This window comes from Sphingomonas sp. AAP5, assembly GCF_004354345.1.
Taxonomy (GTDB): Bacteria; Pseudomonadota; Alphaproteobacteria; order Sphingomonadales; family Sphingomonadaceae; genus Sphingomonas; species Sphingomonas glacialis.
This window is the reverse complement of record NZ_CP037913.1, coordinates 2,256,022-2,282,097: the sequence shown is the minus strand read 5'-3', so window position 1 is coordinate 2,282,097 and position 26,076 is coordinate 2,256,022. Positions and strand designations below refer to the sequence as shown.

General features: G+C 66.3%; 23 protein-coding genes and 1 tRNA gene. 11 read left to right on the top strand and 13 right to left on the bottom strand.

Features of this window, described 5'->3' with window-relative positions; all coding sequences use genetic code 11:
- Positions 1-2 precede the first annotated feature (2 nt).
- The 3 genes from guaA to E2E30_RS10505 all read left to right on the top strand — a co-directional run bounded on the left by guaA (position 3) and on the right by E2E30_RS10505 (position 4,038).
- On the top strand, positions 3-1,559 hold the full coding sequence (gene guaA / locus E2E30_RS10515) for a glutamine-hydrolyzing GMP synthase (protein WP_133189605.1): 1,557 nt from the start codon (positions 3-5) through the stop codon (positions 1,557-1,559).
- Between the two features lie 123 nt (positions 1,560-1,682).
- Positions 1,683-3,032, top strand: a complete 1,350-nt coding sequence (locus tag E2E30_RS10510) for an amino acid permease (protein ID WP_229839270.1) — start codon at positions 1,683-1,685, stop codon at positions 3,030-3,032.
- 55 nt (positions 3,033-3,087) lie between these two features.
- Positions 3,088-4,038 carry a cation diffusion facilitator family transporter gene (locus E2E30_RS10505; RefSeq protein ID WP_133189601.1) on the top strand — a complete coding sequence of 317 codons (951 nt, stop codon included), beginning with the start codon at positions 3,088-3,090 and terminating at the stop codon, positions 4,036-4,038.
- A gap of 4 nt (positions 4,039-4,042) precedes the next feature.
- On the opposite strand, the gene E2E30_RS10500 is transcribed toward E2E30_RS10505, so the two are convergent.
- The 3 genes from E2E30_RS10500 to E2E30_RS10490 all read right to left on the bottom strand — a co-directional run bounded on the left by E2E30_RS10500 (position 4,043) and on the right by E2E30_RS10490 (position 6,777).
- Positions 4,043-4,720, bottom strand: a complete 678-nt coding sequence (locus E2E30_RS10500) for a DUF4893 domain-containing protein (protein WP_229839233.1) — start codon at positions 4,718-4,720, stop codon at positions 4,043-4,045.
- Between the two features lie 96 nt (positions 4,721-4,816).
- Positions 4,817-5,602, bottom strand: coding sequence for a 3-hydroxybutyrate dehydrogenase (locus E2E30_RS10495; RefSeq protein WP_133189597.1), 786 nt, complete (start codon positions 5,600-5,602; stop codon positions 4,817-4,819).
- A 17-nt stretch (positions 5,603-5,619) separates the two neighbouring features.
- On the bottom strand, positions 5,620-6,777 hold the full coding sequence (locus E2E30_RS10490; protein ID WP_133189595.1) for a patatin-like phospholipase family protein: 1,158 nt from the start codon (positions 6,775-6,777) through the stop codon (positions 5,620-5,622).
- 151 nt (positions 6,778-6,928) lie between these two features.
- On the opposite strand from E2E30_RS10490, the gene ypfJ reads away from it, so the two are divergent.
- Positions 6,929-7,855: a KPN_02809 family neutral zinc metallopeptidase gene (gene ypfJ, locus E2E30_RS10485; protein WP_133189593.1), complete on the top strand. Its 927-nt coding sequence runs from the start codon at positions 6,929-6,931 to the stop codon at positions 7,853-7,855.
- A 138-nt stretch (positions 7,856-7,993) separates the two neighbouring features.
- Here the strand turns inward: ypfJ and E2E30_RS10480 are convergent, their stop codons facing one another.
- Positions 7,994-9,040 (bottom strand): DUF2171 domain-containing protein, encoded by a 1,047-nt coding sequence (locus tag E2E30_RS10480; RefSeq protein ID WP_133189591.1) that lies wholly within the window; start codon positions 9,038-9,040, stop codon positions 7,994-7,996.
- Positions 9,041-9,284: 244 nt separating this feature from the next.
- Here E2E30_RS10480 and E2E30_RS10475 point away from each other — a divergent pair.
- The 3 genes from E2E30_RS10475 to E2E30_RS10465 all read left to right on the top strand — a co-directional run bounded on the left by E2E30_RS10475 (position 9,285) and on the right by E2E30_RS10465 (position 11,037).
- Positions 9,285-9,360: transfer RNA gene (locus E2E30_RS10475), tRNA-Ala, on the top strand.
- Positions 9,361-9,445: 85 nt separating this feature from the next.
- A complete protein-coding gene (locus tag E2E30_RS10470) occupies positions 9,446-10,294 on the top strand; it encodes an oxygenase MpaB family protein (protein ID WP_133189589.1) in 849 nt (282 codons plus the stop codon).
- Positions 10,291-11,037 carry an NUDIX hydrolase gene (locus E2E30_RS10465; protein ID WP_133189587.1) on the top strand — a complete coding sequence of 249 codons (747 nt, stop codon included), beginning with the start codon at positions 10,291-10,293 and terminating at the stop codon, positions 11,035-11,037. Before E2E30_RS10470 ends, E2E30_RS10465 begins: the two co-directional genes overlap by 4 nt.
- A gap of 9 nt (positions 11,038-11,046) precedes the next feature.
- Here the strand turns inward: E2E30_RS10465 and E2E30_RS10460 are convergent, their stop codons facing one another.
- The 4 genes from E2E30_RS10460 to E2E30_RS10445 form a co-directional block, all read right to left on the bottom strand.
- Positions 11,047-11,586, bottom strand: coding sequence for a hypothetical protein (locus E2E30_RS10460; RefSeq protein ID WP_416194491.1), 540 nt, complete (start codon positions 11,584-11,586; stop codon positions 11,047-11,049).
- Between the two features lie 216 nt (positions 11,587-11,802).
- Positions 11,803-12,108 carry a hypothetical protein gene (locus tag E2E30_RS10455; protein ID WP_133189583.1) on the bottom strand — a complete coding sequence of 102 codons (306 nt, stop codon included), beginning with the start codon at positions 12,106-12,108 and terminating at the stop codon, positions 11,803-11,805.
- A gap of 56 nt (positions 12,109-12,164) precedes the next feature.
- Positions 12,165-12,944, bottom strand: a complete 780-nt coding sequence (locus E2E30_RS10450) for a transglutaminase-like domain-containing protein (protein ID WP_133189581.1) — start codon at positions 12,942-12,944, stop codon at positions 12,165-12,167.
- Positions 12,945-13,019: 75 nt separating this feature from the next.
- Entirely contained in the window at positions 13,020-13,754 is a 735-nt protein-coding gene (locus tag E2E30_RS10445) for a Bax inhibitor-1/YccA family protein (protein WP_133189579.1), read from the bottom strand.
- 257 nt (positions 13,755-14,011) lie between these two features.
- Between E2E30_RS10445 and E2E30_RS10440 the strand changes: the two genes are divergently transcribed.
- Positions 14,012-15,571: a spinster family MFS transporter gene (locus tag E2E30_RS10440; protein WP_133189577.1), complete on the top strand. Its 1,560-nt coding sequence runs from the start codon at positions 14,012-14,014 to the stop codon at positions 15,569-15,571.
- A 3-nt stretch (positions 15,572-15,574) separates the two neighbouring features.
- Here E2E30_RS10440 and E2E30_RS10435 read toward each other — a convergent pair whose 3' ends face one another.
- The 5 genes from E2E30_RS10435 to E2E30_RS21010 form a co-directional block, all read right to left on the bottom strand.
- Positions 15,575-16,108: a superoxide dismutase family protein gene (locus tag E2E30_RS10435; RefSeq protein ID WP_133189575.1), complete on the bottom strand. Its 534-nt coding sequence runs from the start codon at positions 16,106-16,108 to the stop codon at positions 15,575-15,577.
- Positions 16,109-16,237: 129 nt separating this feature from the next.
- Positions 16,238-17,257, bottom strand: coding sequence for a ferritin-like domain-containing protein (locus tag E2E30_RS10430; protein ID WP_133189573.1), 1,020 nt, complete (start codon positions 17,255-17,257; stop codon positions 16,238-16,240).
- Between the two features lie 32 nt (positions 17,258-17,289).
- A complete protein-coding gene (locus E2E30_RS10425; RefSeq protein ID WP_133189571.1) occupies positions 17,290-18,285 on the bottom strand; it encodes a ferritin-like domain-containing protein in 996 nt (331 codons plus the stop codon).
- Between the two features lie 219 nt (positions 18,286-18,504).
- Positions 18,505-19,425 (bottom strand): tetratricopeptide repeat protein, encoded by a 921-nt coding sequence (locus E2E30_RS21015; protein WP_240698910.1) that lies wholly within the window; start codon positions 19,423-19,425, stop codon positions 18,505-18,507.
- Positions 19,355-20,260, bottom strand: a complete 906-nt coding sequence (locus E2E30_RS21010) for a retropepsin-like aspartic protease (protein WP_240698909.1) — start codon at positions 20,258-20,260, stop codon at positions 19,355-19,357. The genes E2E30_RS21015 and E2E30_RS21010 overlap by 71 nt, the downstream gene beginning before the upstream one ends.
- 321 nt (positions 20,261-20,581) lie before the next feature.
- Here E2E30_RS21010 and acnA point away from each other — a divergent pair, with 321 nt between their 5' ends.
- From acnA to E2E30_RS10405, 3 genes are all read left to right on the top strand, one after another.
- Positions 20,582-23,254 carry an aconitate hydratase AcnA gene (acnA, locus tag E2E30_RS10415; RefSeq protein WP_133189569.1) on the top strand — a complete coding sequence of 891 codons (2,673 nt, stop codon included), beginning with the start codon at positions 20,582-20,584 and terminating at the stop codon, positions 23,252-23,254.
- A 459-nt stretch (positions 23,255-23,713) separates the two neighbouring features.
- Positions 23,714-25,099, top strand: a complete 1,386-nt coding sequence (locus E2E30_RS10410) for a helix-turn-helix domain-containing protein (RefSeq protein ID WP_133189567.1) — start codon at positions 23,714-23,716, stop codon at positions 25,097-25,099.
- Positions 25,100-25,229: 130 nt separating this feature from the next.
- On the top strand, positions 25,230-26,012 hold the full coding sequence (locus E2E30_RS10405; protein ID WP_133189565.1) for an SDR family oxidoreductase: 783 nt from the start codon (positions 25,230-25,232) through the stop codon (positions 26,010-26,012).
- Positions 26,013-26,076 lie beyond the last annotated feature (64 nt).

Below are 26,076 nucleotides of genomic sequence, written 5' to 3'. Positions count from 1 at the left end.
GCATGACCCATCCGACAGACTCGATCCTCATCGTCGATTTCGGCAGCCAGGTAACGCAATTGATCGCGCGACGCGTGCGGGAAGCCGGCGTCTACAGCGAGATCGCTCCCTTCACCACCGCAGAAGCGGCCTTTGCGCGAATGGCGCCCAAGGGCGTGATCCTGTCGGGCAGCCCGGCCTCGGTGCTCGACGAGGGGAGCCCGCGGATCCCGCAGGCGATTCTCGACAGCGGCGTGCCGATCATGGGGATCTGCTACGGCCAGCAAGTGCTGATGCAGCAGCTCGGCGGCAACGTCACGCTCGGCGAAAGCGGCGAGTTCGGCCATGCCGTGATCGAGATTACCGACGACTGCGTCCTCTTCGACGGCGTGTGGAAGACGGGCGAGAAGCACACCGTCTGGATGAGCCACGGCGACAAGGTCAGCGCGCTTGCCCCCGGCTTCCGCCCGGTCGCGGTCAGCCCCGGCTCGCCGATCGCGGTCGTCGCCGACGATTCGCGCAAATATTACGCGACGCAGTTCCACATGGAAGTCGCGCACACTCCCGACGGCGCCAAGCTGATCGCCAATTTCGCGCGCCACGTCTGTGGCCTCACCGGCGACTGGACGATGGCCGAGTTCCGCGCCGCCAAGGTCGCCGAGATCCGCGCGCAGGTCGGCAGCGGCCGCGTCATCTGCGGCCTGTCGGGCGGTGTCGACTCGGCGGTTGCTGCCGTCCTGATCCACGAAGCGATCGGCGAGCAGCTGACGTGCGTGTTCGTCGACCACGGCTTGATGCGCACCGGCGAGGCCGAGCAGGTCGTCAGCCTGTTCCGCAATAGCTACAATATCCCGCTCGTCCATGTGAATGCGGAAGAGACGTTCCTCGGCGGCCTCGCGGGCGAGACCGATCCCGAGAAGAAGCGCAAGTTCATCGGCGGCGCGTTCATCGACCTGTTCGAGGAAGAAGCGCGCAAGGTCGGCGGTGCCGATTTCCTCGCGCAGGGGACGCTCTATCCCGACGTGATCGAGAGCGTCAGCTTCACCGGCGGCCCATCGGTGACGATCAAGAGCCACCACAATGTCGGCGGGCTGCCCGCGCGGATGAACATGCAACTCGTCGAGCCCTTGCGCGAGCTGTTCAAGGACGAAGTCCGCGCGCTCGGCATGGAGCTTGGCCTGCCGCAGGCGTTCGTCGGGCGGCATCCCTTCCCGGGGCCGGGTCTCGCGATCCGCATTCCAGGCGAAGTGACCAAGGAACGCTGCGACATCCTGCGCAAGGCCGATGCGATCTATCTCGAGGAGATCCGCGCGGCGGGGCTGTACGACACGATCTGGCAGGCGTTCGCGGTGCTGCTGCCGGTGCGCAGCGTCGGCGTGATGGGCGATGGGCGCACCTACGACAACGTACTAGCTCTCCGCGCCGTCACCTCGACCGACGGCATGACCGCCGAGGCGTTCCAGTTCCCCGGCGACTTCCTGCCGCGCGTCGCGACGCGAATCGTCAACGAGGTCAAGGGCATCAACCGCGTGACCTACGACTATACGAGCAAGCCGCCCGGCACGATCGAGTGGGAATAAGTCCCCGCAGCTGAGGGGTTTTGACCGCGCGATCGTGTCGCGGTCCGGGGGGGAAGCATTTTGACCGGTCTGTTTCGCAAGAAGATCATTCTCCATGGCGACGACCAGCCGGTCGAGGAGCGCATGGCGCGCACGCTGTCATGGCCACATCTCGTCGCGCTGGGCGTCGGCGCGATCGTCGGCACCGGGATCCTGACACTGATCGGCGTCGGGGCGGATCGCGCCGGGCCTGCCGTGCTTCTGAGCTTCGCGATCGCGGGCGCGATCTGCGCGTGTGCCGCGCTCTGCTATGCCGAGATGGCGACGATGATCCCCGCCTCGGGCAGTGCCTACACCTATAGCTATGCCGTGCTCGGCGAGGTGATCGCCTGGGTGGTCGGGTGGAGCCTGATCCTCGAATATTCGCTCGTCGTCTCGACCGTCGCGGTCGGCTGGTCGGGCTATGCGGTCGGCTTCCTGCATGGTCTCGGCATCGACCTGCCGGACTGGGCGACGCACGGGCCGAGCATCGGCGGCGCGTTCGGGATCAACCTGCCCGCCGTCTTCATCATCGCGGTCGTGGCAGGGCTGCTGACGCTCGGCACGCGTGAAAGCGCGCGGATCAATACCGTGCTCGTGCTGGTCAAGATCGTCACGCTCGCTTTGTTCGTCGCGGTTGCGCTGCCGCATTTCGATCCGGCGAACCTGCATCCGTTCGCGCCCTATGGCTATGGTAGCGTCGCGGGCGATGGCGGCGTGAAGTATGGCGTGATGGGGGCCGCGGCGATCATCTTCTTCGCCTTTTACGGCTTCGACGCGATCTCGACCGCCGCCGAGGAAACGCGCAATCCCGAGCGCGATCTGGCGATCGGCATCATCGGATCGATGGTGGCGTGCACCGCGATCTACATGATCGTCGCCGCGGTCGCGGTTGGCGCGGTGCATTTCTCGGTGTTCGGCAAGAGCAGCGAGCCGCTCGCGCTGATCCTGCGCCAGATCGGGCAGGGCGGCGTCGCGACGATCGTCGCCGCCGCCGCGGCGATCGCGCTGCCGACGGTGCTGCTCGGGTTTCTCTACGGGCAGAGCCGGATCTTCCTGGTGATGGCGCGCGACGGCTTCCTGCCGCCAGCGCTCGCGCGGCTGTCGACGCGTGGCACGCCGGCACGGATTACGCTGGTGACGGCTGTGTTCGTCAGCGTCATTGCCGCGCTGACCCCGCTCGACGTGATCGCCAGCCTCGCCAACGCGGGCACGCTGTGTGCGTTCGTCGCGGTCGCGGCGTGTGTGCTCGTGCTGCGCCGGCGTGACCCCGCAGCACGACGGCCGTTCCGCACCCCGCTCGCCTGGGTGGTTGCGCCGCTTGCGATCCTCGGCTGCGTCTATCTGTTCACCAGCCTGCAGGTGGTGACGCAAATCTCGTTCCTCGCGTGGAACGCGGTCGGGCTCGCGGTCTATTTCGCTTATGGCCGTGCGCGCGCTACCGTTGCGCAATAAGGCATAGTCAGCGCCGGGCGGCGCGTTTATGTCGCCGCCAAAGGGAGCTTCCACTATGTCCGCGACCAAGCAAGGCGGCTCGAACTTCGTCGTCATCGCGGCGCTTGCCGCCAACCTCGGCATTGCGGTGGCGAAATTCGTCGCAGCGGCGTTCACCGGATCGTCGTCGATGCTGACCGAGGGCTTCCACTCGGTCGTCGACAGCTTCAACCAAGTGCTGCTGCTGTATGGCCAGCACCGCGGCAAGCGCCCGCCCGACGAGGCGCATCCGTTCGGCTATGGCCGCGAACTCTATTTCTGGAGCTTCGTCGTCGCGATCCTGATCTTCGGAGTCGGTGCGGGCGTCTCGATCTATGAAGGCTGGGAGCATTACAAGCATCCCGAACCGCTGCGCGATCCGCTGGTCAATTATATCGTGCTCGGCGTGTCGTTCGCGCTCGAGGGCGGGTCCTGGTTCTTCGCGATCCGCGAATTCGCCGCAGCCAATCGCGGCGTGAACTGGTGGAAGGCGGTGCGCCGGTCGAAGGATCCGGCAGGCTTCATCGTGCTGTTCGAGGATTCGGCGGCGATTGGCGGGCTGATCGTCGCTGGTGCCGGCGTGTTCCTGAGCCATGCCTATGGCGATCCGCGGATCGATGGCATTGCCTCGATCGTGATCGGCGTGCTGCTCGGCGTCGTCGCCGCGCTGCTCGCGCGCGAGGCGAAGGGTCTGCTGATCGGCGAGGGCGCCGACCCCGAGATCGTCGCCAAGGTCCACGCGATCGTCGATCGCCGGCCGCAGATCACCGCGGTTAACCATGTCCGCTCGATCCATACCGCGCCCGAAAGCATCTTCCTCGCGATCAGCGCCGACTTCGAGGATTCGCTGACAATGGGCGAGGCGGAGTTGCTGATCGAGGACATCGAGACCGAATTGAAGGCGGCCGAGCCCAAATTGTCGTCGATCTATATCCGGCCCGAGCGCAAGGAAGACGCTGCGCGGCTGCCGGCGGCGCCGACGGACTGAGGACTCAGCGCGGCGCCGGGACGATCTCGACTACGTCGAGCAGCGATTCGAAGCGGGGGCGTGGCAGCACGAGGCGCCAGCGCTGCTCGCCGATCCGTTCGACATACCCGGCGAGATCGCGATTGACGTCCTGGCCGTAATTGAGCGGCCGGGTTTCGTCGCCGATCACCATCGTGCCGAGGAACACCGCGCGCGACGAGGAGTCGGGAAAGAGCAAGCCGACCGGGCGCTGTGGCCCGGACACTTTGTAGAGGCTCGACACCGCGCCATCGCGGGTGACGTGGCAATCGACCTCGGGATAGATCGTGATGTTGTGCATCGCGGTGCCGTTGGCGCCGAGCTTGTAGACGCGGCAGTGATACGCGCCGGGCGGTGGCGTCGCACCGGGTAATGCGCGGTCTGGGTCGAACAGCAAGGGATCGGCCGTCAGCGTCCCGGCATTGACGCTCGCCGACGCCTTGGCGAGCGCGGCGATCCACGCCTGGCGCCAGCCGCGCAGCCGCTCGCGATCGTTGGGGGTGGCGACGCGGCGCCAATCGGTGGTGTCGTGCGAGACGCCGATCAACGAGCGGGGCTCGATCCGCACTTCGATCGTCTTGTGCGCCCCGGCGCCGCATTGGCCGAACAGCGCGAACGGCAGCGTACACAACGTCGATCCCAAACCCCGGGCAAATCTCTTCAAGGCGACCATTCTTTCATTGCGACCGTTATAGCCCGCACAACTAACCACGGCGGCGCTAGGTTGCCAACGACGCGCCGCCGCGGCCGAAAAGCCCGATCAGGCGGCGGTCCAGCCGCCGTCGACCGAGAGATTGGCGCCGGTGATCGATTTTGCCTCTTCGCGGCAGAGGAACAGCGCGAGCGCTGCGACTTGATCGACGGTCACGAACTCCTTGGTCGGCTGCGCCTCGAGCAGGACGTCGTTCATCACCTGCTCCTTGGTCATGCCGCGCGCCTTCATCGTGTCGGGAATCTGCGCCTCGACGAGCGGCGTCCAGACATAGCCGGGCGAGATGCAGTTCACGGTGATCCCATAGGTCGCGGTTTCGAGTGCGATCGTCTTGGTCAAGCCGGCAAGGCCGTGCTTGGCCATGACATAGGCCGATTTGTTGGGGCTCGCGACGAGACTGTGCGCCGAGGCGGTCGAGATGATGCGGCCCCATTTCTTGGCCTTCATCAGCGGGACGGCGGCCTGCATCATGTACCAGGCCGAGTTGAGGTTGATCTTGATGATCGCCTCGAACTTGTCTGCGGGGAAGTCCTCGATTCTAGCGACGTGCTGGATGCCGGCATTGTTGACGATGATGTCGGGCCCGCCGAGCTCGGCATGGCAGCGCGCGACCATCGCGGCGATCTCTTCGGGCTTGGTCATGTCGGCGGCGTCGTACAGCGCCTTCGCACCACTTGCCGCCTCGAGCTTGGCGCGCTCGGTCTCGATCGCGGCGGCATCGCCGAAGCCGTTGATGACGACGCTCGCGCCCTCGGCGGCGAACAGCTTGGCATATTCGAGCCCGATGCCCGAGGTCGAGCCGGTGACGATGGCGGTCTTGCCCTTGAGGAACATGCGTATCTCCGTTTCGGTCAGGGTAGGGGCGTGCGGTGGACGGTCAGATCGAACGCGGCACTCTTGCCGGTCTCGATATTCTCGGCGACGAGTTGCGCATGCGCCATCGTCTCGGCGACGGCTTCCTGCCCCGCCTCCCAATGTTCGCGCATCGTGCGGGCAGAAAACTCGAAATCGCGGCTGCCGCCCTCCCACGCATTGGCGCGGTAGATCAGGTGGACAAGATTGACCGGGTCCTCGTTCGACCGGTTGCGCAGCGCGACGACGTCAGGGTCGTCGGCGAGCTCGGGCGGCAGCTTGGCGAGCACTTTGCGCGCGAGTTCGCGATCCTTGCGAACCTTCATCACTTGATCGGACACTTGCCGCGTCCGGCTCGAGAAGCGGATTTCCTTCTCGCGCGCCATCACGTCCATGATCGTGCGCGGGCGCTCGGTCGCGGCGGAGAAGAGATCGACCTGGAAGGCGAGCAGCGCGCCGTCCTGATGATCGAGCACGTGCGTCAGCGGCGTGTTCGAGACCAGGCCGCCATCCCACCACAGCCGCCCGTCGATTTCGACTGGCGGCAGGCCAGGCGGGAGCGCCCCCGACGCCATGATATGGCGCGCGTCGATCACGGTCTCGGTCGTGTCGAAATAGCTGAAATTGCCGCTCTCGACATCGACCGCGCCGACCGAGAGGCGGACCGGGCCATGGTTGAGCAGATCCCAATCGACCAGCGCGTCGAGCAAATCCTTGAGCGGCGCGGTGTCGTAGAAGCTCATCGCGCCGGGCGTGCCGGGCGCCGCGAACATCGGCGAGACGAGCCGCGGCTTGAAGAACCCCGGCACGCCCGCCGCAAGCACGAAGCCCGCCGACCATTCGTGGAGGAATTCGCGTATCCGGTCGTCGGGGAAGATCGGGAAACTGGGCAAGGCCGAGGTGACCGTGTCCCAGAAGATATTCAGCCGCTCGACCCGCCGCTCGGGCGGATTGCCCGCGACGATCGCGGCGTTGATCGCGCCGATCGAGATGCCGGCAACCCAGTCGATCTCGATTCCGCTCGCCGCCAGCCCCTCGATCACGCCCGCCTGATAACTGCCCAGCGCGCCGCCGCCCTGCAGCACCAGCGCGACGCAATCGGGCAAGGGAAGCGCCTTCGCGCGACGTTTCGGCCGGGTCGGAGCTGCATCTGCCATGCCCTCGACATGCGCGTGTTGCCGGAGCGGATCAACGACAGTTTGATGAAAGCCGCGTCATGTGGCGGTCGATCGGGAGCAAGTGCTCCTTGCAACAAGCGCGCGCGCGAAGCATTCAGCATCGAGCGGCAACGACCCCGGGACTGATCCAATGCGCCTCGACGATTTCGACCCCAACATCAACGTCGAGGACCAGCGCGGTCAAGGCGGCAGCGGATTTGGCGGATTTGGCGGCGGCGGCGGTGGGGGTGGCTTGCTGCTCGGGCTGCTGCCGATGGTGTTCAGCCGCTTCGGCTGCGGCGGCGTCGCGATCCTGCTCGCCGTGCTGTTCTTCTTCGGCGGCGGATTGGGCATGCTCGGTGGTGGGGGGACGAGCCAGCGATCGGCGCCGACCGAGCAGGTCGGGCAGCCGAGCTCCGGCAAGAGCGCGACCGCGAGCTGCACCACCGATGCGGCAAGCAAGGTTGCATGCAACGCCTTCAGCTCGGCCGACAAGACCTGGGCGTCGATCTTCCAGCGGGAAGGCAAGACCTTCCAGCAGCCGAAGCTGGTCTTCTTTGCCGGCAACGGACGCTCGGGCTGCGGTGCGGCGCAGAGCGCGATGGGGCCCTTTTATTGCCCGCGCGACCAGGGCGTGTATCTCGACACCAGCTTCTTCGACGAACTGGCCAATCGCTTCGGCGCGAAGGGCGATTTTGCGCAGGACTATGTCGTCGCGCATGAATTCGGCCATCACATCCAGAATTTGCTCGGCACGTCGGATCAAGTCGCGTCGATCCAGCAGCGTGGCAGCGCGCTCGAGGGCAACCAGGCCTCGGTCAAGCTCGAGCTACAGGCGGATTGCTATGCCGGCGTGTGGGCCGCGCAGAACAAGGATCGGCTCGACGCGGGCGATGTCGAGGAAGGCATGACGGCGGCGCAGGCGATTGGCGACGATACGCTCCAGAAGCAGTCGCAGGGCCGCGTCGTGCCCGACAGCTTCACCCACGGCACCTCGGCGCAGCGCATGGCGTGGCTGCGCAAGGGCATGGATAGCGGCGACCCCGCGCAGTGCGACACCTTCTCGGGCGCGCTGTAACCCGGACAAACAAAAAGCCCCTCTCCACTGGGAAGAGGGGCCGAGGAGCAGCGCGACGGAAGGGGGGGCGGCTTCCGTGTCGTGCGCCACCTTTCGCGCGGCTGGCCCCGCTCCCGACCGGGAGCGGGGCGCCTCGCGTCAATAGGTCCGCGTGGTCTGGCCGAAGTCCTGCGTGCCAGTGGCGGTCTTGTCGTCGCTCTTTTCAGCGCGATGCGTGCCGTCTTCGTTGAAGAACGCCTGGTTGCGTTCCTCGTCACGCCAATGTGCCTTGGCGTCCTCGGCGGTCTTCGAGATCGTCACCTTGTCGGCGACCGACTGGAGCCAGCGCGACGGGATCGAGTGATGCCGGCCGCCGGCATCGGCGTCGTTCTTCGTCAGGATGATCCGGTCGCCGCGCACCTTGTCGACCGTGCCGACATGCGCGCCGTCAGAACCGACGACTTCCATATGCTCGGTGACTTGCGCGAGCGAGCCGCGCTGCGTCTGGCGCTGGGTGCGCCATGTGCCGAATTCGCTGTCGAACTTGGTGCGGTTTTCCTGGCGATATTCGTGATAGTCGCGGTCGAGCGCATCGATCTGCGAGCGGCGCCAGTCGCTGTAATGGTCGTCACTGGGATGGCCTGAGCGCTGCTCGTCATAGCGTGCGTCGAGATCGCGGCGGCGATTGGCTTCCTCGTCGCCGAACCACGAGCGGACTTCGTCACCGGCGCGGTCGAAGAAGCCGCGATCGTCATAGTCATAGCCCTGCGGCTGGCGGCCATAGCCCGGCTGGGCGCGACCTTGCTGGCCACGATCCTGCTGGAAGCGATCGTTGGTGGTGCCGCGGTACATGTCGGGACGGCCATAGTCGCGTGCGCCGTAGCGATCGCCCTGATTGCTGTTCTGTCCGTAGCCGCTGCGGCCATCATTGTCCCGGCGGTATCCGCCCTGGCCCTGATAGCCCTGACCTTGATAGCCATAGTCGCGCCCGGACTGCGGCTGGGAGTCACGGCGGGCGTCGTCGTTATAGCGGTCGCGCTGGCCGAATTCGTCATAGGCGCCCCAGGGCTGGGCGTCGCGGCTGCCATAGCGATCGCGGTCGGCGCCGTAGGAATCGCGGTTGTTGGATTCGCGGCCATACCCTCGGCCCTGGTCGCGATCGTCATATCCACCCGAAGTGCTGCGGGGATAGCGTTCATAACCCATGATATCGTCCTCCTGAGACGGTGAACGCCGCGCCGCATGATCTGCTCGTGTCGGCGGGGCTGTTCAATACAGCGCAGGAGATCGCCATCCGTTCCGGGACTTAGCCGCGTTCAGGCCGCATGCGTCGCAGCCTGCATTCGCTTCGTCGCAAGGAATTTTCTGCCGACGAAGGCGGGCAGTTGCGTCGCTCAAAAAGCCTCGTTAAGGCGGCGTACCGCCCAGAAACACGGCGCGGGCGTGGTGCGGGGCTGTAGCTCAGATGGGAGAGCGCTGCAATCGCACTGCAGAGGCCAGCGGTTCGATTCCGCTCAGCTCCACCACGCCAGATGTTGCTCTCGATCAAATCCGCTCCGCGCTGCATCGCGGGCCTAGCCGCACTGCCTTCCTTCGGGCACGATGCGCCGCATGTCTGCTGCCAGCCACCTGACTCGTCCGCTCAAGGGCTTGATCGTCGGGCAAGTGCGCGCCGTGTTCAATGATGCGGCGCGGGGCGAAAAGCCCGTGCAGCGCCACGCGGACGCACTGTTTCCGTCCGATTCGGTGGCGTGGCGCGTCCATGGCGACGTCACCTCGATGATGGTCGGCGGGATCGCTGCGCTGCTGCTCCAGATGCTCCATCCCAAGGTGCTGGCCGGGGTGTGGGATCATTCGGGCTTTCGCGACGACATGCAGGGGCGGTTACGCCGGACCGCGCGCTTCATCGCGGTCACCACCTTCGGCGCGCCCGACGATGCGCGCGCGCTGATCGCGCGCGTGCGGCAGATCCACGACCATATCGGCGGTACGTTGCCCGATGGTACGCCGTATCGCGCCGGCGATCCCGCATTGCTCGCCTGGGTGCATGTCTGCGAGGTGCTGAGCTTCCTCGATGGCTGGATCCGCTACGGCGAGCCAACCATGTCGCGCGCCGACCAGGACCGCTACGTCGCCGAGATGGCGCGCATCGCGGCGCCGCTCGGAGTCGATCCCGTGCCGCACAGCCGCGCGGAGGCCGAGGCGATCATGGCGGCGATGCGGCCCGAGCTGCTGGTCGATGCGCGCACGCGCGACGTGGCGAGCGTGCTGTTCGACCAGCCTGCGCCCTCGGTCGCGGCGGGCCCGTTCGCGTCGATCACCTTGCAGGCCGGGGTCGATCTGCTCCCCCGCTGGGCGCGTGCGATGCATGGCCTCGCGCAGCCGAGCCTTGGCGTGCCGTTCCTGCGCGCTGGCACGTTCGGCGTCGCGAGCACGCTGCGCTGGGCATTCCGCGCATGAGCACGCCGATCCCCGCCGCCACGCTGGTGCTGTTCCGCGAAACGGGTGGCCCGGCGCCCGACCTTCTGTTCGTCGAGCGATCTCGCGCGATGGTGTTCGCGGGTGGGGCATTGGTGTTCCCGGGCGGGCGCGTCGATCCGGGAGATCGCGCGCTCGCGCTCGAGCTCGGTGGCGACCCTGACGATATGGCGGCGCGGATCGCCGCGATCCGCGAGACGATCGAGGAAGTCGGCGTTGCCGTCGGCATGTCGCCGATGGCGGGGGCGACGCTCCAGCGGCTGCGCGCCGCGTTGCATGACGGTGTCGCGTTCGGCGCGGTGCTCCACGAGCTGTCGTTGACGCTCGATCCGTCGGCGCTGACCGGCTTTGCGCGGTGGCTGCCGGCGCACGCGGCGAGCCGGATCTTCGACACGCGCTTCTATCTCGCACAGCTGCCCGCGGAGTCGGCGGCCGCGGTGGTCGATGCGACCGAGAATGTCCGCACCTTCTGGGCGACCGCGCAGGATGTGCTCGACGATGCCGATGCGGGCCGCGCGACGATCATCTTCCCGACGCGGCGCAATCTCGAGCGGCTCGCGCAATTCGCAGATTTCGATGCTGCGGTGGCGGACGCCCATGCGCATGAAATCCGTACCGTGACACCGTGGAGCGAAACGCGCGATGGGCGCGAATATCTCTGCATTCCCGACGATCTCGGCTATCCCGTCACCGCCGAGCCCATGAGCGCGGCGGTTCGGGGGTAGCGTCGCGCCTCAGTGCGGAAGCGCGGTCGATTCGACCTTTTCGACCCATTTCGGATAGAAGGCCGGCTGGCGGTTCGACCAGCCGGATGCGGTCGCCGCCGCTTCGCTGATCGACTGGAGCAGCTTGCGCCGCAGATCGGGATGGAGATGCGGGAGTGCCGCCGCCGAGCAGAACGCGGCGGGCAGCCATGGCCGCACTTCGGCGCCGATCAGACGTTCGTACAGGAAGCGATACGCCGCGAAGGTGGTGAGGCGGCCCTGGCCGAGATCGAACGCGGTGACCGTCATCAACGGCGTCAGGAACGGTTCGATCGCGTCGAGCCCAGTGTCATCGGGAAGCAGCGCCCGGATCGCGGGGAGGCGGGTGTAGAGGCGGGCTTGCGCGCGAATGCTCGCGGTTTCGACGCCATCGCGCGACCAGCGTTCGATCGCGTCGTCACGGTCGAGGCCGATGTCGAGCGAGCGACGCACGTAGCGCTGCGTCGCTGAGGCAAAGGTCGCAAATTCCTGCATTTCCGACAGCGTCATCGCGCCATTGGCCGGTTTCATTCGAGAGCCCATTTCCGTCACCCCACTCTAAAGTGCAGTCGAGCAACGTTGCGCCTCAAGGCCTTTCGCCATGGTTAACGCCGCACCGTCCCCGCCCATCAAGCGACCACGTTTCGTGATGCGACGCAACATATCTTATGATAGAAATGACCTATCAGAAGGATAAGTTCGCGATCTGCGGCGATCGCGCAACATCTGCGCGACCGCCGCTGGAGTTCAGTCGGCGTCGCTCGCGCGCTTGGCTTCGGCGTCCGAGTCATAGCCCGAAGACTTGGGCGCAGCGCCATTGTCGCCCGGCTGGGTGTTCGAGGGCGGATCCGATGCGTCCATCGACTCGTCGAGCGCATTGTCGAGGGCCGCATCGGGGCTGTCGGGATTGCGTTCGAGCCGCTTGGCGATCGACTCGTCCTGGCCAGCATTCTGCCGTGGATCGTGAATATCCTTGGCATCGTCGGGGTTGCCGGGCGCAACCGACAGGCTGTCGAGCGCTTTTTGATCAACCAGTTTGGTGTCTTCGGTCATTTTGGCTCTCCTGAATAACAGAAAGCCCCAACACTCGAGCGCGCTGCGGTGTTCCCTCAGGACAGTTTCGTGACCGCAACATTCTGCCAGTTGAGCGTAGCAGTGCCGAACACGGTCATGAACGCGATATCGGTGGCATCGCGCCCCACCGCGACGCGGGCAAGGTCGGCGCACGATGCCATTCCGGTCGCGTCGATCAAGTGCCAGCCGCCATCGATCCACAATTCTGCGACGGCGTGGAAATCGGGCGGATCGACGCCGGGCGCATAGGCCGAGACGCAGCGCGCCGGGATGCCGCCAGCGCGCGCGAGTGCGACGAGCAAATGCGCGTAATCGCGACACACGCCGCGGCGTTCGGCAAAGGTCATCATCGCGGTGGTGGTGCCGGTCGATGTCCCGCAGGCGTAGGTGAGGTGGTCGCCGACCCACTGGGTCAGCGCGATCGCGAGCGGCCCGGCCGCAAGACCCGGAAATTCCTGCTGGACGAAGCCCTCGAGCCGGTCGGATTCGCAATAGCGACTGGGGAGGAGATAGGGGATCGTCTCGCCCGGCATCAGGCGGATCGGTGTATCGCCAAGCGTCGCGAGGTCGATCGGCGTTCGGCCGATCTCGACGATCGCCTTGTATTCGGCGCGGAACGGACCGTTGCCGCGCGCCCAGCAGCGCTGGCCGATCCCGGCTTCGCCCGGCACCGCGCGGAGCGGGGTGTCGGTGTAGACTCGCATGTCCTGAAGTTCGAGCCGCTGGTCGATGCCTTTTGCCGCCTCGATCAGCAGCAGCACATCGGCCGCGCCATCGATCGTATAATCGAGCGTCACATCGATCCCGAGCCGCATGCTGGTCTTTCGCGCAAAAGAAAGGGCCCGACGGAGCGGTCCGCCGGGCCCTGGAAGATGATATCCCTGATACGCTTAGTTGCGGTTGCCGAACAAGCGCAGGATGAACAGGAACATGTTGATGAAGTCGAGATAGAGGCTGAGCGCCGACATGATCGTCACGCGCTGCTCGTCCGACGTGCCCGCGACCTGCGCGTAGAGGCTCTTGGTGCGCTGCGTGTCGTAGGCGGTGAGGCCTGCGAAGAGCAGCACGCCGACCAGGCTGATCACGAAGCCGAGCGGGCCCGACTGCAGGAACATGTTGAGGATGCTCGCGACGAACAGGCCAACGACGCCCATGATGAGGAAGGTGCCGAACGCCGACAGGTCACGCTTGGTGGTGTAGCCGTAGAGGCTCAACGCGCCGAACGAAGCCGCCGTCGCAAAGAACGCCTGCGCGATCGCGACGGGCGAGTAGACCAGGAAAATCGTCGAGAGCGACAGGCCCATCGCGACCGCGAAGCCCCAGAACATCGCCTGCAGCGTGCCGTTGGTCATGCGTGCCTGGCCAAAGCTCATGCCGAACACGAAGCCGAGCGGGGCGAGCGAGATGACCCACTTCAGGATGCCGGGGCCACCGAAGACCTGCGCGGCAAAGCCGCTGGCGACGAAACCGAGCGCGACGATACCCGTCAGCAGCACGGCCGACGCCATGTAATTATAGACAGAGAGCATGTAGCGCCGCAGACCCGCGTCATACGCGTCGGTGCGCGTGGTCCCGGCCGTCTGGAATGCCGAGGCATTCGAACGGGGATCAGACCAGTTTGCCATTGCGAAAAGCTCCTAATGACCGGCCAAGTGCCGGATACCAGCAATATCGGCCTTCACCCGGACCATTTCAAGCGAATCCGCAGAGCGTGAGCGGTAGCGTTTTGTGGCAGCAGCACTTTGTTACAAACGCGCTTCCCCGGCGTGTGTGCGATCGTCCGGTCGCACACACGCCGGGGACGTGCGAAAATCGCTTTCGTATTTCGGGTATGGTCTGCTAGGTCCATCGGCAGAGCAGAAAATGCCGAGAGGATCGATTGATGGCGACCATTCCGGGTTCCGCGCCGACGCGCGCGCCGGCCTATGCCTGGTATGTGCTCGGCATCCTTTTCCTCGTGTACGTGCTCAATTTCGTCGATCGGCAGATCATTTCGATCCTCGCCGAAGACATCAAACGCGATCTGCATTTGAAGGACGAGGATCTCGGCTTTCTGTACGGGACGGCGTTTGGCGTATTCTATTCGTTGTTCGGGATTCCGCTCGGGCGGCTCGCCGACAATTGGCACCGCGTCCGCTTGATGACGCTCGGGCTCGCCTTGTGGTCGGCGATGACCGCGTTTTCGGGGATGGCGCGCAGCGGCGGGATGTTGGCGACCGCGCGGATCGGCGTCGGCATCGGCGAGGCGACCGCCAGCCCGTCGGCCTATTCGCTGATCTCGGATTACTTCCCCAAGCGGCTGCGCGCGACCGCGCTCGCAATCTATTCGTCGGGCCTGTACGTCGGCGGCGGGCTGTCGCTCGGGATTGGCGGGCTGATCGTCCAGCGCTGGAACCACGCCTATCCCGATGGCGGACCGTTCGGGCTGCACGGCTGGCAGGCGGCGTTCATGATCGTCGGCATTCCGGGGCTGGTCCTCGCGCTCGTGATCGCGACCTTGCGGGAGCCGATCCGCGGCGCGGTCGAAGGCCTGCCCGAACCGCCGGCGCATCCCGCGCCGTTCAAGGAATTCCTCGCCGAGCTCGTCACGATCCTGCCACCGCTGACGCTGATCGGCGCGGCGATGGGCGGGGGCAGGGCGCTGCTGGTCAATCTGCTCGGGCTGGGCGTCGTGGTCGGCGCGGTGACGCTGTTGATCGCGTTCGGCGAGCCCTGGCCGCAATGGGTCGCGATCGGGATCGGCGCCTATGCGGTGTTTTCCTGGGCATGTGCGCTCAAGCGCCGCGATCCGCCGACCTTCCGCTTGATCGTCGGCAATCCCGCCTTCCTGTGCGTCGTCATCGCATACGGCCTCAACGCCTTTGTCAGCTATGCGGTGAGCTTCTGGGCGTCGCCCTATGTCCTGCGCACGCTGCACGAGACGCCGGCGATGGCGGGGCTGTTGGTCGGGTCGAGCGGTGCGCTCGGCGGGTTTCTCGGCGTGACGCTCGGCGGCATCGCGGCCGACCGCTTGCGGCGGCGTAACCCGGCGGGGCGGTTGATCGTCGTGCTGTTCGGGGCGACCGTCCCGCTGCCGTTCGTGATGCTGGCATTCACCGCGACGTCGACGATGGTGTTCTATCCCGCGGTATTCCTGTCGGGGATCTGCGCCAGCACGGCGCTCGGCGCGGCGGGGGCGACGATGCAGGATCTCGTGCTGCCACGGATGCGCGGCACCGCCACGGGGACGTTCTTCATCGGCACCACGCTGCTCGGGCTGGCGATGGGGCCATATCTCGCCGGGCGGATCTCGACGCTGTCGGGAAGCCTCTCGACCGGCGTGCTGTCGCTGCTGCTCGTCGCGCCGATCACGATCGCCGCCGCCATCGGCGCGTACAAGCTCGTCCCGCGCGCCGAGGCCAACCGTGAGGCCTGGGCGCGCGCGGCAGGGGAAGCGATCTAACGGCTAGCTCGCGGCGAACACGCCGCAGGCGATCCGCCCGCCGCTATTGCCCGACGGGTCGGTCATCAGATCGTCGGGCTTGTCGTGAATGACGATCGCCGCGCCATCGGCATCGAGCAAGGCCGCCATCGTCGCGGCGGGCAGCACCGCGCCGATCGTGCCGCGCCCGTTCGCCCCGACGATCAGATTGGGCATGTCGCCCTCATGCGGGCCTTGCGGGTTCATCGACCCGTGCTTTGCGCCGAGCGGATTAAAGTGGCCGCCCGCGGTGGCGAAATCGGGTGCGTCGCAGCGCCCGACGGTGTGGATATGCGCGCCGTGCGTGCCCGGCGGCAGGCCCTGCAGGTCGAGCGTCACACGCAGCCCGCCGGTGACTTCGGTCACCGTCGCGCGCCCGACATCGGCGCCATCGGCGGTGCGCAGCATGGCGACCGCACGCGCGCCTTGCGCGATCGGCGCGCCGGTCTTGCCGGGGTGCTCGGTATTGCAGGCTGCCAGGCCCAGCAGGGCCGTCGTCGCGATCATCACCTTACGCATCGGATCCTCCTTGTTTCAGGGCTGCTTGCTGCGCGCGAACGCCGGGTTGCGCAACAGCGCACGACGTCGCCCACGAAAAAGGCCCGCGCGACAGGTGTCGCGCGGGCCATGAACGTGCGGTGCGGCGGTTTAGTTCGCTGCGCTCGTCCGGATATTGCCGTTGATGCCGTTCGGGAAGAACCCGCCACCGACCAAAGCCGACTTCGACAGATAGACGATGTTGAGCACCTGGCCCGTCGTCCGGCTGTAGGCGAGGCCATTGGCATCGGTCGGCACGATGTTCGACTGGCTCGCATCTGGGCCGGCGATGCCCTGATCGTCGTCGCTTGCGCCATCGAGGCTGTCGCGCGCATCGCTGATCTTGCCGGCCGCGGTGACGAGCGACGGCGTCGCCAGGCCCTTGGCATAGAGCACCGTGCGGACGAGCCCGGCATGATAGGCCTCGGCCGCGAGGATCCCAGCGGCCGCCTCGAGATAGGTCTTGTTGGTGATCAGCGGCGACGCGCCCTTATAGGCCGACACGCCGACGTCTTCGAAGATGAAGGCGCCGAGCAGGAAGTTGACGTCGCTGGCATAGGGATCGAACGTGCCGGCGGTGTTGTCGATCGCGCCGCTCGCGTTGGTCGCGATCCCGGCAGCGCGCGCCGCCATGGTGAAGGCGCCATTGGCACCACCGTCGATATTGATCGCCGGTTGCGCCACCGCTGCCGACCCGAGTGCCGAGCGCAGGAAGGTGACGTGCGCCGCTTCGTCGGCCGCGATTTCGCGGGCGTATTGGGCGACGACCGGGTCGGTGAAGGTGACCTGGCGACCGCCGACGACGGCGCCCTGCGTTCCCGTGCCGGTCAAGGCCGACGCCGGGAGGCCCTGGCCGTACACCGCGTTCACATAGAATTGCGCCTCGAGATATTCGAGGTTCAACGCGAAGTTGAGCACGTCGAGATCGGTCTGCATGCTCGACGATGTCGTCGGCGTTGGGGTCGGGGTGGGCGTGGGTGTCGGGGTCGTGCTGTCGTTGCACGCTGCAAGCAACGACAGGCCACCGGCCGCTACGGTCGCGGTTGCGGCGGTGCGCATGAAGTGGCGGCGCTCCTGGCGGCGGCGTTCACCGGCCTCGAGGACTTGCGCGAGTATGGTCTGATCGGTCATGTCGATATCTCCCCAAATGGGAACGGCGCGGCTTAGTTCGCGGCGCTCGTCTTGATGTTGCCATTCACGCCAGCCGGGAAGAACCCGCCCATCGTGACCGAAGCATTGTTCAGATAGACAATGTTGAGCACCTGGCCGGTGGTCCGGCTGAACGCGATGCCGTTACTGTCGAGCGGCACGATGTTCGACGCAGCGCCGCCGTTGATCGTCGTCGGAGAGATGCCTTGATCGAGGTCGGTCGCCCCATCGAGCGAATCGCGGGCGTTCGAGATCGCATCGGCCGAAGTGCGCAGCGACGGGGTCGCAACGCCGCGCGCATAGAGCGCGGTGCGCACGAGTGCGGCATGATACGCCTCGACCGCGAGGATACCGGCGGCCGCCTCGATATAGGTCTTGGTGAGCAGCGGGGCAGCGCCCTTGTACGCGGTGACGCCGACGTCTTCGAAGATGAACGCGCCGAGCAGGAAGGCGTCGTCGTTCGCATAAGGATCGAACACCGAAGTCTGCGCGGTGCCGGCAGGGGCGGAGGCGATCAGGCCTGCGGCGCGGGCGGCCGAGCTGAACGCGCCGGTTGGCGTAATGCCGATGTCGATCGCGGGCTGCGCGACCGCCGAACTGCCGAGTGCTGTGCGCAGGAAGGTCACGTGCGTGATTTCATCCGCCGCGATTTCCTTGGCATAGGCGGCGACGAGCGGGTCGGTGAAGACGACCTTGCGGCCACCGACCGCGGCGCCTTGCGTACCGGTGCCGGTCAGCATCGATGGCGACAGGCCGACGCCGGTTACGGCCACGCTGTAGAACTGTGCCTCGAGATATTCGAGGTTGAGCGCGAAGTTGAGGATGTCGGGATCGGTCGGAGTGGTCGGGTCGGCTGCCGAGGCGCGGCTGCCCATCGACATCGCGCCGATGCCGGCGCCTGCGACGGCTGCGGCGCCAAAGGCGGTCTTGAAGAAATCACGGCGTTCGTTGCGGCGTTCGACACGCCGATCCAGAACGTCGATCAGTTGCTTGCTTACATCGTCGGTCATCGGTTCAGACCTCCCCTGCTGCGAGTGCATCGTCGGACCATGACCGCGACGTCTCCGTGGCGGACCTTGATCTGCGATGTCACCGCTTCGCCTACACACGACAGGACGCTAACCGCCGCGAGACCGCTTTGGCTGTTCTTGTCGGCGCAGGTACGAGCGCAAGCGTGCGTAAGACGCACGCGGCATGAACAAATTTGCAGTTTGTCGGGCGTTGCCCGGTCAGAGGCCGATCTTGCGCGCGCGCTCGACCACGTTGGGGTCGAGGCTCAGCGCCAGCGCGCGGTCGCTCTCGGCTTTTACCGTATCGCCGCTCTTCGCCGCGACAAGGCTGCGCATGTACAGCGTCCAGGGGTTCTTGGGCGCGACCGCCAGGGCGGCGTCATAATCGGCGAGCGCCTGGCGGAGCTCACCGCGCCGCAGCCGGATCAGCCCGCGACTGTCGAGGTACGACGGGTTCTTGGGCTGGATCCTAATCGCGGCGTTGCAATCCGACAGCGCCTTGTCGGTCTCGGTCCCGAGCAAGCCGCGCGCCCAGCAGCGCCCGTTGAGCGCCGATGCGCGACCGCTGTCCTCCGGATGGCTGGCGAGCCATTGATCGTAATTGGCAAGCGCGGCGGCGGGTTCGTCGAGCCGGTCGTACAGGCTCGCAACGGCGAGCCGCTTGTCCGACGAGGGGGCGATCGCGCGATCGGCGGCTTTGACGTCGTCGAGCACCTCGGCGCGTGGCGCGATCGAGACTTTCAGCCGCGCCCGCGCGATCCGTGCGTCAGGGTCGCCCGGCGCGAGCCGGATCGATTCGGCGAGATCGCCGAGCGCCGCGTCGCGCTGGCGATTGGCGAGCCGCGCCATCGCGCGCTGATAGAAATAGCGGCCCTCGGTCGGGGCGAGCGCGCACGCCTTGGAGAAATCGAGCAACGCCTCGGTAACGCGGTGGTTGGAAAACAAGACCGCGCCGCGCCGGCTATATTCCTCGGCGGTGGTCGGCTCGGGGGCGGTGTTGGTCAAGTTGAGCGCCTTGCCCTCGGCCGACATCGCGCCCTTCGGCGTCAAGTTGAACACCGGGCCACCCTCATAGGTGATGAACAGCGCGCGATTGGCGTTCGACACGAACATGCGGTGTGTCAGGAAGAAAATCGGCACCGACCAGCATGTCGATATCCTGCATCCCGATCTCGGAAATGGTCAGGCGAGGGCGGCGGATCGCCTCGCCGCCAATGTCGATCGTGTCGAACGGCGCGAGCCACGCCGGCACCTGACGCGCGCCGAGGCCGCGGCTGAAGCCTGTCCGGATAACGCCGGGGGAGTCGGGCGTTACCCCCGCGCGCTTGGCGGCGGCGAGCGACACTAGCGAGCTTTGCGCGCCGCTGTCGAACATCGCGCGGATCTTGACGCCGTTGAGCAGGATCGTGCCGATCGTGTGCGGCTTCCACGGCCCCGGACCCGGCGCGGCGAGCGGGACCATCGTGCTGGGCTTGTCGCCTGCCCAATACGCCAGGTTGGCCTTCGCGCAGCCGGTCACCTTCATCAACCGGACAGCGCCATGCGGCAAATCATATTCGACATCGCCGATGCCGAGGACGTTCTGACCAAGCAGGCCCGCGGTCCCGGTGTCGCTACCGGCCACGACAAAATCCGCCTTCGGGATGGCGATACCGCCTAGCGAGAAGTCCTTGGCGGTGATGAAGGCGGCAGAGGCATCGCCGCCAATGCCCGTGATCCGGAAATAGCTTGGCAGGGGCAATACGCGTTCGCCGAACTCGGCGGCGTTCGCCCGCGAGATCGTGCTGTAGAAGGCTCCGCTGTCGAGGATGAAGCGCGCATCCTTGGCGCCGAATTTGGCGAGCACCATCGGTGATCGGCCGTTCATCGTCACGGGAAGCTCGAGCATTTTGGCGATCTCACACCCCGCCGGCGTTCTGGCGAATGCCGGCATCGGTGCGATCAGCGCTGCCGCAGGAAGGATAAGGCGCAACATTTGCATCGACGGCCCCCTCGTATCGCAGTCTCGAGCTGTTGCGCCGGAGCGAAAATCTCCAGTCTGCTCAATGCTAAGCCGCCATTCGGCCCGGCTGAGACGTAGCGCGCCTGGCGCCTGCGCGAATAGTGAAAAAACGCTCACGCGCCGAAGATTGCGCGCGTCGCGCCTGCGCGCGGCCGTCACGCCCTTCCCCAAGCGACACCTCGCTGCTATCGGCCTCCCGACTCTCGCATTCGCATAGTCGGTCGCGCCCGCGCGGAACCTCCAAGGTTTCGCCTCCCCGCCGCGGCCTGACGCAAAGGGAAGGACCCGCTGCTTATGACCGCCATCGGCCAGGATACCCTCGGTACACGCACCACGCTCGACGTGGGTGGCGTGCACTACGACTATTACAGCCTCGCCGCTGCGGCCGAGAAGCTCGGCGACATCAGCCGTCTGCCCTTCTCGATGAAGGTGTTGCTCGAGAACCTGCTGCGCTTCGAGGACGGCAAGACCGTCACCACCGAGGATCTCCAGGCGATCATCGACTGGCAGCAGGAGCGCAAGTCCGACCGCGAAGTCCAGTATCGCCCCGCGCGCGTGCTGATGCAGGATTTCACCGGCGTCCCTTGCGTCGTCGATCTCGCCGCGATGCGCGACGCGATCACCAAGCTCGGTGGCGACGCCGCCAAGATCAACCCGCTCGTGCCGGTGCATCTCGTGATCGATCACTCGGTGATGGTCGACGAATTCGGCACGCCCAAGGCGTTCGAGGATAACGTCGAGCTCGAGTATCAGCGCAACAACGAGCGCTACGAGTTTCTCAAGTGGGGCTCCAAGGCGCTCGACAATTTCAAGGTCGTGCCCCCCGGCACCGGCATCTGCCACCAGGTCAATCTCGAGAACCTCGCCCAGACGGTGTGGTCCTCGGTCGCGCCCGACGGCAAGACGATCGCCTATCCCGACACCTGCGTCGGCACCGACAGCCACACGACGATGGTCAACGGCCTCGGCGTGCTCGGCTGGGGCGTCGGCGGGATCGAGGCCGAGGCCGCGATGCTCGGCCAGCCGGTGTCGATGCTGATCCCCGAAGTCGTCGGCTTCAAGCTCCACGGCTCGCTCGCCGAGGGCATTACCGCGACCGACCTCGTGCTCACCGTCACGCAGATGCTGCGCGCCAAAGGCGTCGTCGGCCGCTTCGTCGAGTTCTATGGTCCGGGCCTCGACGCGCTGTCGCTCGCCGATCGCGCGACGATCGCCAACATGGCACCCGAATATGGCGCGACGTGCGGCTTCTTCCCGATCGATGACGCGACGCTCACCTATCTGCGCTTGACCGGCCGCAGCGAGGAAAACATCGCGCTGGTCGAGGCCTATGCCAAGGCACAGGGCATGTGGCGTCTGGCCGATGCGCCCGACCCCGTCTTCACCGACACGCTCGAGCTCGACATGGCCAATGTCGTGCCGTCGCTCGCCGGTCCGAAGCGCCCGCAGGACAAGGTCATCCTCACCGAGGTCGACGACACGTTCAACGCCGACCTGGCGAAGATCTATCATCATTCGACCGCCAAGCGCGTTCCGGTCGAAGGCCGTGACCATGACATCGGCGACGGCGACGTGGTGATCGCCGCGATCACCAGCTGCACCAACACGTCGAACCCGTCGGTGCTCGTCGCCGCCGGCCTCGTCGCGCGGAAGGCCAATGCGTTCGGTCTCAAGCCCAAACCGTGGGTCAAGACCTCGCTGGCGCCGGGTTCGCAGGTCGTCACCGACTATCTCGACAAGGCCGGGCTGACCGAAGATCTCAACGCGGTCGGCTTCAACCTCGTCGGCTATGGCTGCACCACCTGCATCGGCAATTCGGGCCCGCTCGCACCCGCCATCTCGGCAGCGATCAACGGCAACGACATCGTCGCTGCCTCGGTGCTGTCGGGCAACCGCAACTTCGAGGGCCGCGTCTCGCCCGACGTGCGCGCCAATTTCCTCGCCTCGCCGCCGCTCGTCGTCGCCTATGCACTCAAGGGCACGGTGACCGAGGACTTCACCACCACCCCGATCGGCCAGGCAACCGACGGCACCGACGTCTATCTCAAGGACATCTGGCCGACCAACGCCGAAGTCCGCGACGTGATGGACGCGAACATCGACCGCGGCATGTTCCAGTCGCGCTATGCGAGCGTCTTCCTCGGCGACAAGAAGTGGCAGGCGATCGCGATCGAAGGGTCGGACACCTATGCCTGGCCGCCGGCATCGACCTACATCGCCAACCCGCCGTACTTCGAGGGCATGTCGATGACCCCGGCGCCGGTGCAGGACATCATCGAGGCGCGTCCGCTCGCGATCCTCGGCGATTCGATCACCACCGACCACATCTCGCCGGCCGGCTCGATCAAGGCGGATTCGCCTGCAGGCGCGTGGCTGATGGAGCGGCAGGTCACCCGCGCCGACTTCAACTCGTACGGCGCGCGTCGCGGCAACGATAACGTGATGGTCCGCGGCACCTTCGCCAACATCCGCATCAAGAACGAGATGGTCCCCGGCGTCGAGGGCGGCATGTCCTCGTACAAGGGCGAGACGATGCCGATCTATGACGCGGCGATGCGCTTCAAGGCGGACGGCGTTCCGCTGATCGTCATCGCGGGCAAGGAATATGGCACCGGTTCGTCGCGCGACTGGGCGGCGAAGGGCACCAATTTGCTCGGCGTGCGCGTCGTCATCACCGAGAGTTTCGAGCGCATCCACCGCTCGAACCTGGTCGGCATGGGCGTGTTGCCGCTGCAGTTCGCCGAAGGCGTCGATCGCAAGACGTTGAACCTGGATGGCTCCGAGAGCTTCACGATCATGAAGGTCTCGGAAATCCGTCCGCGCCAGGACGTCGAGGTCACGATGACCCGCGCCGACGGCACGGTCGAGACGTTTATGACGAAGTGCCGGATCGATACCGTCAACGAGCTGGAATATTTCCTCAACGGCGGCATCCTGCAGTACGTGCTGCGCAAGCTCGCGGCCTGATCTGCGGGGATTGAAGAGGGGACGGGCGGCGCTGCTGCCCGTCCCTTTTTTGTGTCTGGTAGGCGCGTGATCGCCCCTCCCCTTCAGGGGAGGGGATGGGGGTGGGGAGGCCTCGCAGAGAGCCCGCGCCTGTTACAGCCCCACCCCAACCCCTCCCCTGAAGGTGAGGGGCTTTTCCAAACAGGAAATGCCCGCCGCGCACGAGGCGCGGCGGGCATCCTTTCCTCCCCAGGAAACTCTCAAAGCCATTCAAACTGTGGCGCTTTTTACAAGCCTGCTCACCAGTCGTGGCGCCACTAGGAGCGATTGCGTGCCAACCGCCAGCGGGATTCGGCTGCGGTATCGGTAAAGGCGTGACCAATCCTGACGCAAACTCGGGTGATCTTGTAAAGATGTGACAGTTAGGGTCATGTACGCCTGCGACTCCGCCGGAGCGCCGAGCAGATCCGAGGACGTGTCATGGCCGATCGCAAACTCTTCGCTGGCCACGCCATCCGCCGCTTGCGGCGTCAGGCGGGGCTGACCCAGGCGGCGATGGCCGAGGTGCTGACGATTTCGCCGAGCTATCTCAACCTCGTCGAGAAGAACCAGCGCCCGCTGTCGGGATCGCTGATCGTCAAGCTCGCCGAGAGTTTCGACTTCGATCCGCGCGCGCTCGCGGCAGGCGAGCCGGGCGGGGGCGAGGCCGCGCTCAGGCGGCGGCTTGCCGACCCGATGTTCGCCGATCTCGAGATCGACCGCAACGAACTCGAGGAATGGCTTGCCGGCGCACCCGGCGGCGCCGAAGCCTTTGCGCGCGCCTTCGACCGGATCGGCGCGGGCAGCGCGGCCGCGCCCGGCGCGCTCGATTCGGTCGGCGAGGTACGCCGCGAGATCGAACGCTGGCGCGGCTATTTTTCGGATCTCGACACGATCGCGGAGAAACTCGCCGACGAGCTGCGGCTTGGAGCCGGCGATCTCTACGGCGCGATCGCTGAGCGATTGCGCGTCAAGCATCAGCTGACGATCCGCGTGCTGCCGGTCGACGTGATGCCCGACCTGCTGCGCCGTACCGATCTCCACGCGCGGCAATTGCAGGTGTCGGAAATCCTCGACCCTGCGTCGCGCACGTTCGCCGTTGCCTATCAGCTCGCCGAGATCGAGGCGCGCAGCGAAATCGACGGGCTGGTCAAGGGCGCGGGCTTTACCGATCGTGCTGCCGAGCGACTCTATCGCCGCCACCTCGCCAGCTATTTTGCCGCAGCGGTGATGATGCCGTACGCCCGCTTCCTGCGCGCGTGCGAGGCGACGGGATACGATATCGAGCTGCTCCAGCGCCGCTTCGGTGCCGGGTTCGAGCAAGTCGCGCACCGGCTGACGACGTTGCAGCGCGTGGGCGCTCGGGGGCTGCCGTTCTTCTTCGTGCGGATCGACCGCGCGGGGCAAGCGTCGAAGCGCTTTTCGGGCGCGAGTGCGTCGCCTTTGGCAGAGGCAGAAGGGCGCTGCCCGTTGTGGCAGATCCATGCCGCATTCGATCGGCCGGGCAAGCTCGTCGTGCAACTCGTCGAACTCGAGGATGGTGCGCGCTGGTTGACGCTCGCGCGGACGGTGGCGCCGCAAGGGCGTCGCTTCGGCGCGGTGGCGGCCGAGTTCGTCGTCGGGCTGGGCGTGGCGGCGGAGCATGCCGGCGCGCTGGCGATCGCGCGCGGGGTCGATCTCAAGGGGGAGGCGACCCCGATTGGCCTGGGGTGTCGCGCGTGCGGGCGCGGGCATTGTCCGCAGCGCTCGCTGCCGCCGGCGGGGCGTGCGCTGGTGCTCAACGATCGCGAGCGCGGAGTAAGCGCGTTTACCTTCGGCGGGGATTGAACGGGGATTTGCCGCCCGTCACGCCAGCGGTTAGACTGTGCCGCTAACCGGAGTGAGATCGATGAACACGCAGCCGACTGCCTGACCATCCTGCCGCGCGAGCGCGGCCTCTCATCTCTGGAATTCTCGCGTGAAACGATTGGAAGACAAACTGTGCGTCGTGACCGGCGCAGGGCGCGGCATTGGCGCGGCGATCGCGCGCGCGTTCGCGGCGGAAGGCGCGCATGTCGTGGTGACGGACAAGAATGGACCAAGTGCGCAGGCGCTTGCGGCAGAGCTTGGTCAGCCGTGGGCCTTGCTCGACGTTGCGCGCGAAGCGGATTGGGCGCGGTTCGCGGTGGTGTGGCCAGCGATCGACGTGCTGGTCAACAATGCCGGCGTCACCGGGTTCGAGGACGGCGTCGCCGCGCATGATCCCGAACATGCCACGCTCGAGGATTGGCGGGCGGTTCACCGCGTCAATCTCGACGGCACCTTCCTCGGCTGTCGCTATGCGATCGGCGCGATGCGGGCGAAGGGTGCTGGGTCGATCATCAACATCTCGTCGCGTTCGGGGATGATCGGGATCCCGGCCGCGGCGGCTTATGCCTCGTCGAAGGCGGCGATCCGCAACCACAGCAAGACCGTTGCGCTCTATTGCGCGCAACAGGGGCTGGCGATTCGGTGCAACTCGATCCACCCCGCGGCGATCCGCACGCCGATGTGGGATCCGATGCTGGGTGACGGGCCGGATCGTTCGGCGCGCGAGGCGGCGCTGGTCGCGGACACGCCGCTGCGCCGCTTCGGTGAGCCCGAGGAAGTCGCCGCACTCGCGGTGCTGCTGGCAAGCGACGAAGCGCGCTACATGACGGGGACCGAACTCACGATCGACGGCGGCATTCTCGCCGGATCGGCGGCAAGCCCCGAGCGATAGCAGCCGGTAGGGATAGTGTGATATTTACAATATTACACTGCACCGGTGGCGGGTTTGACAGAAT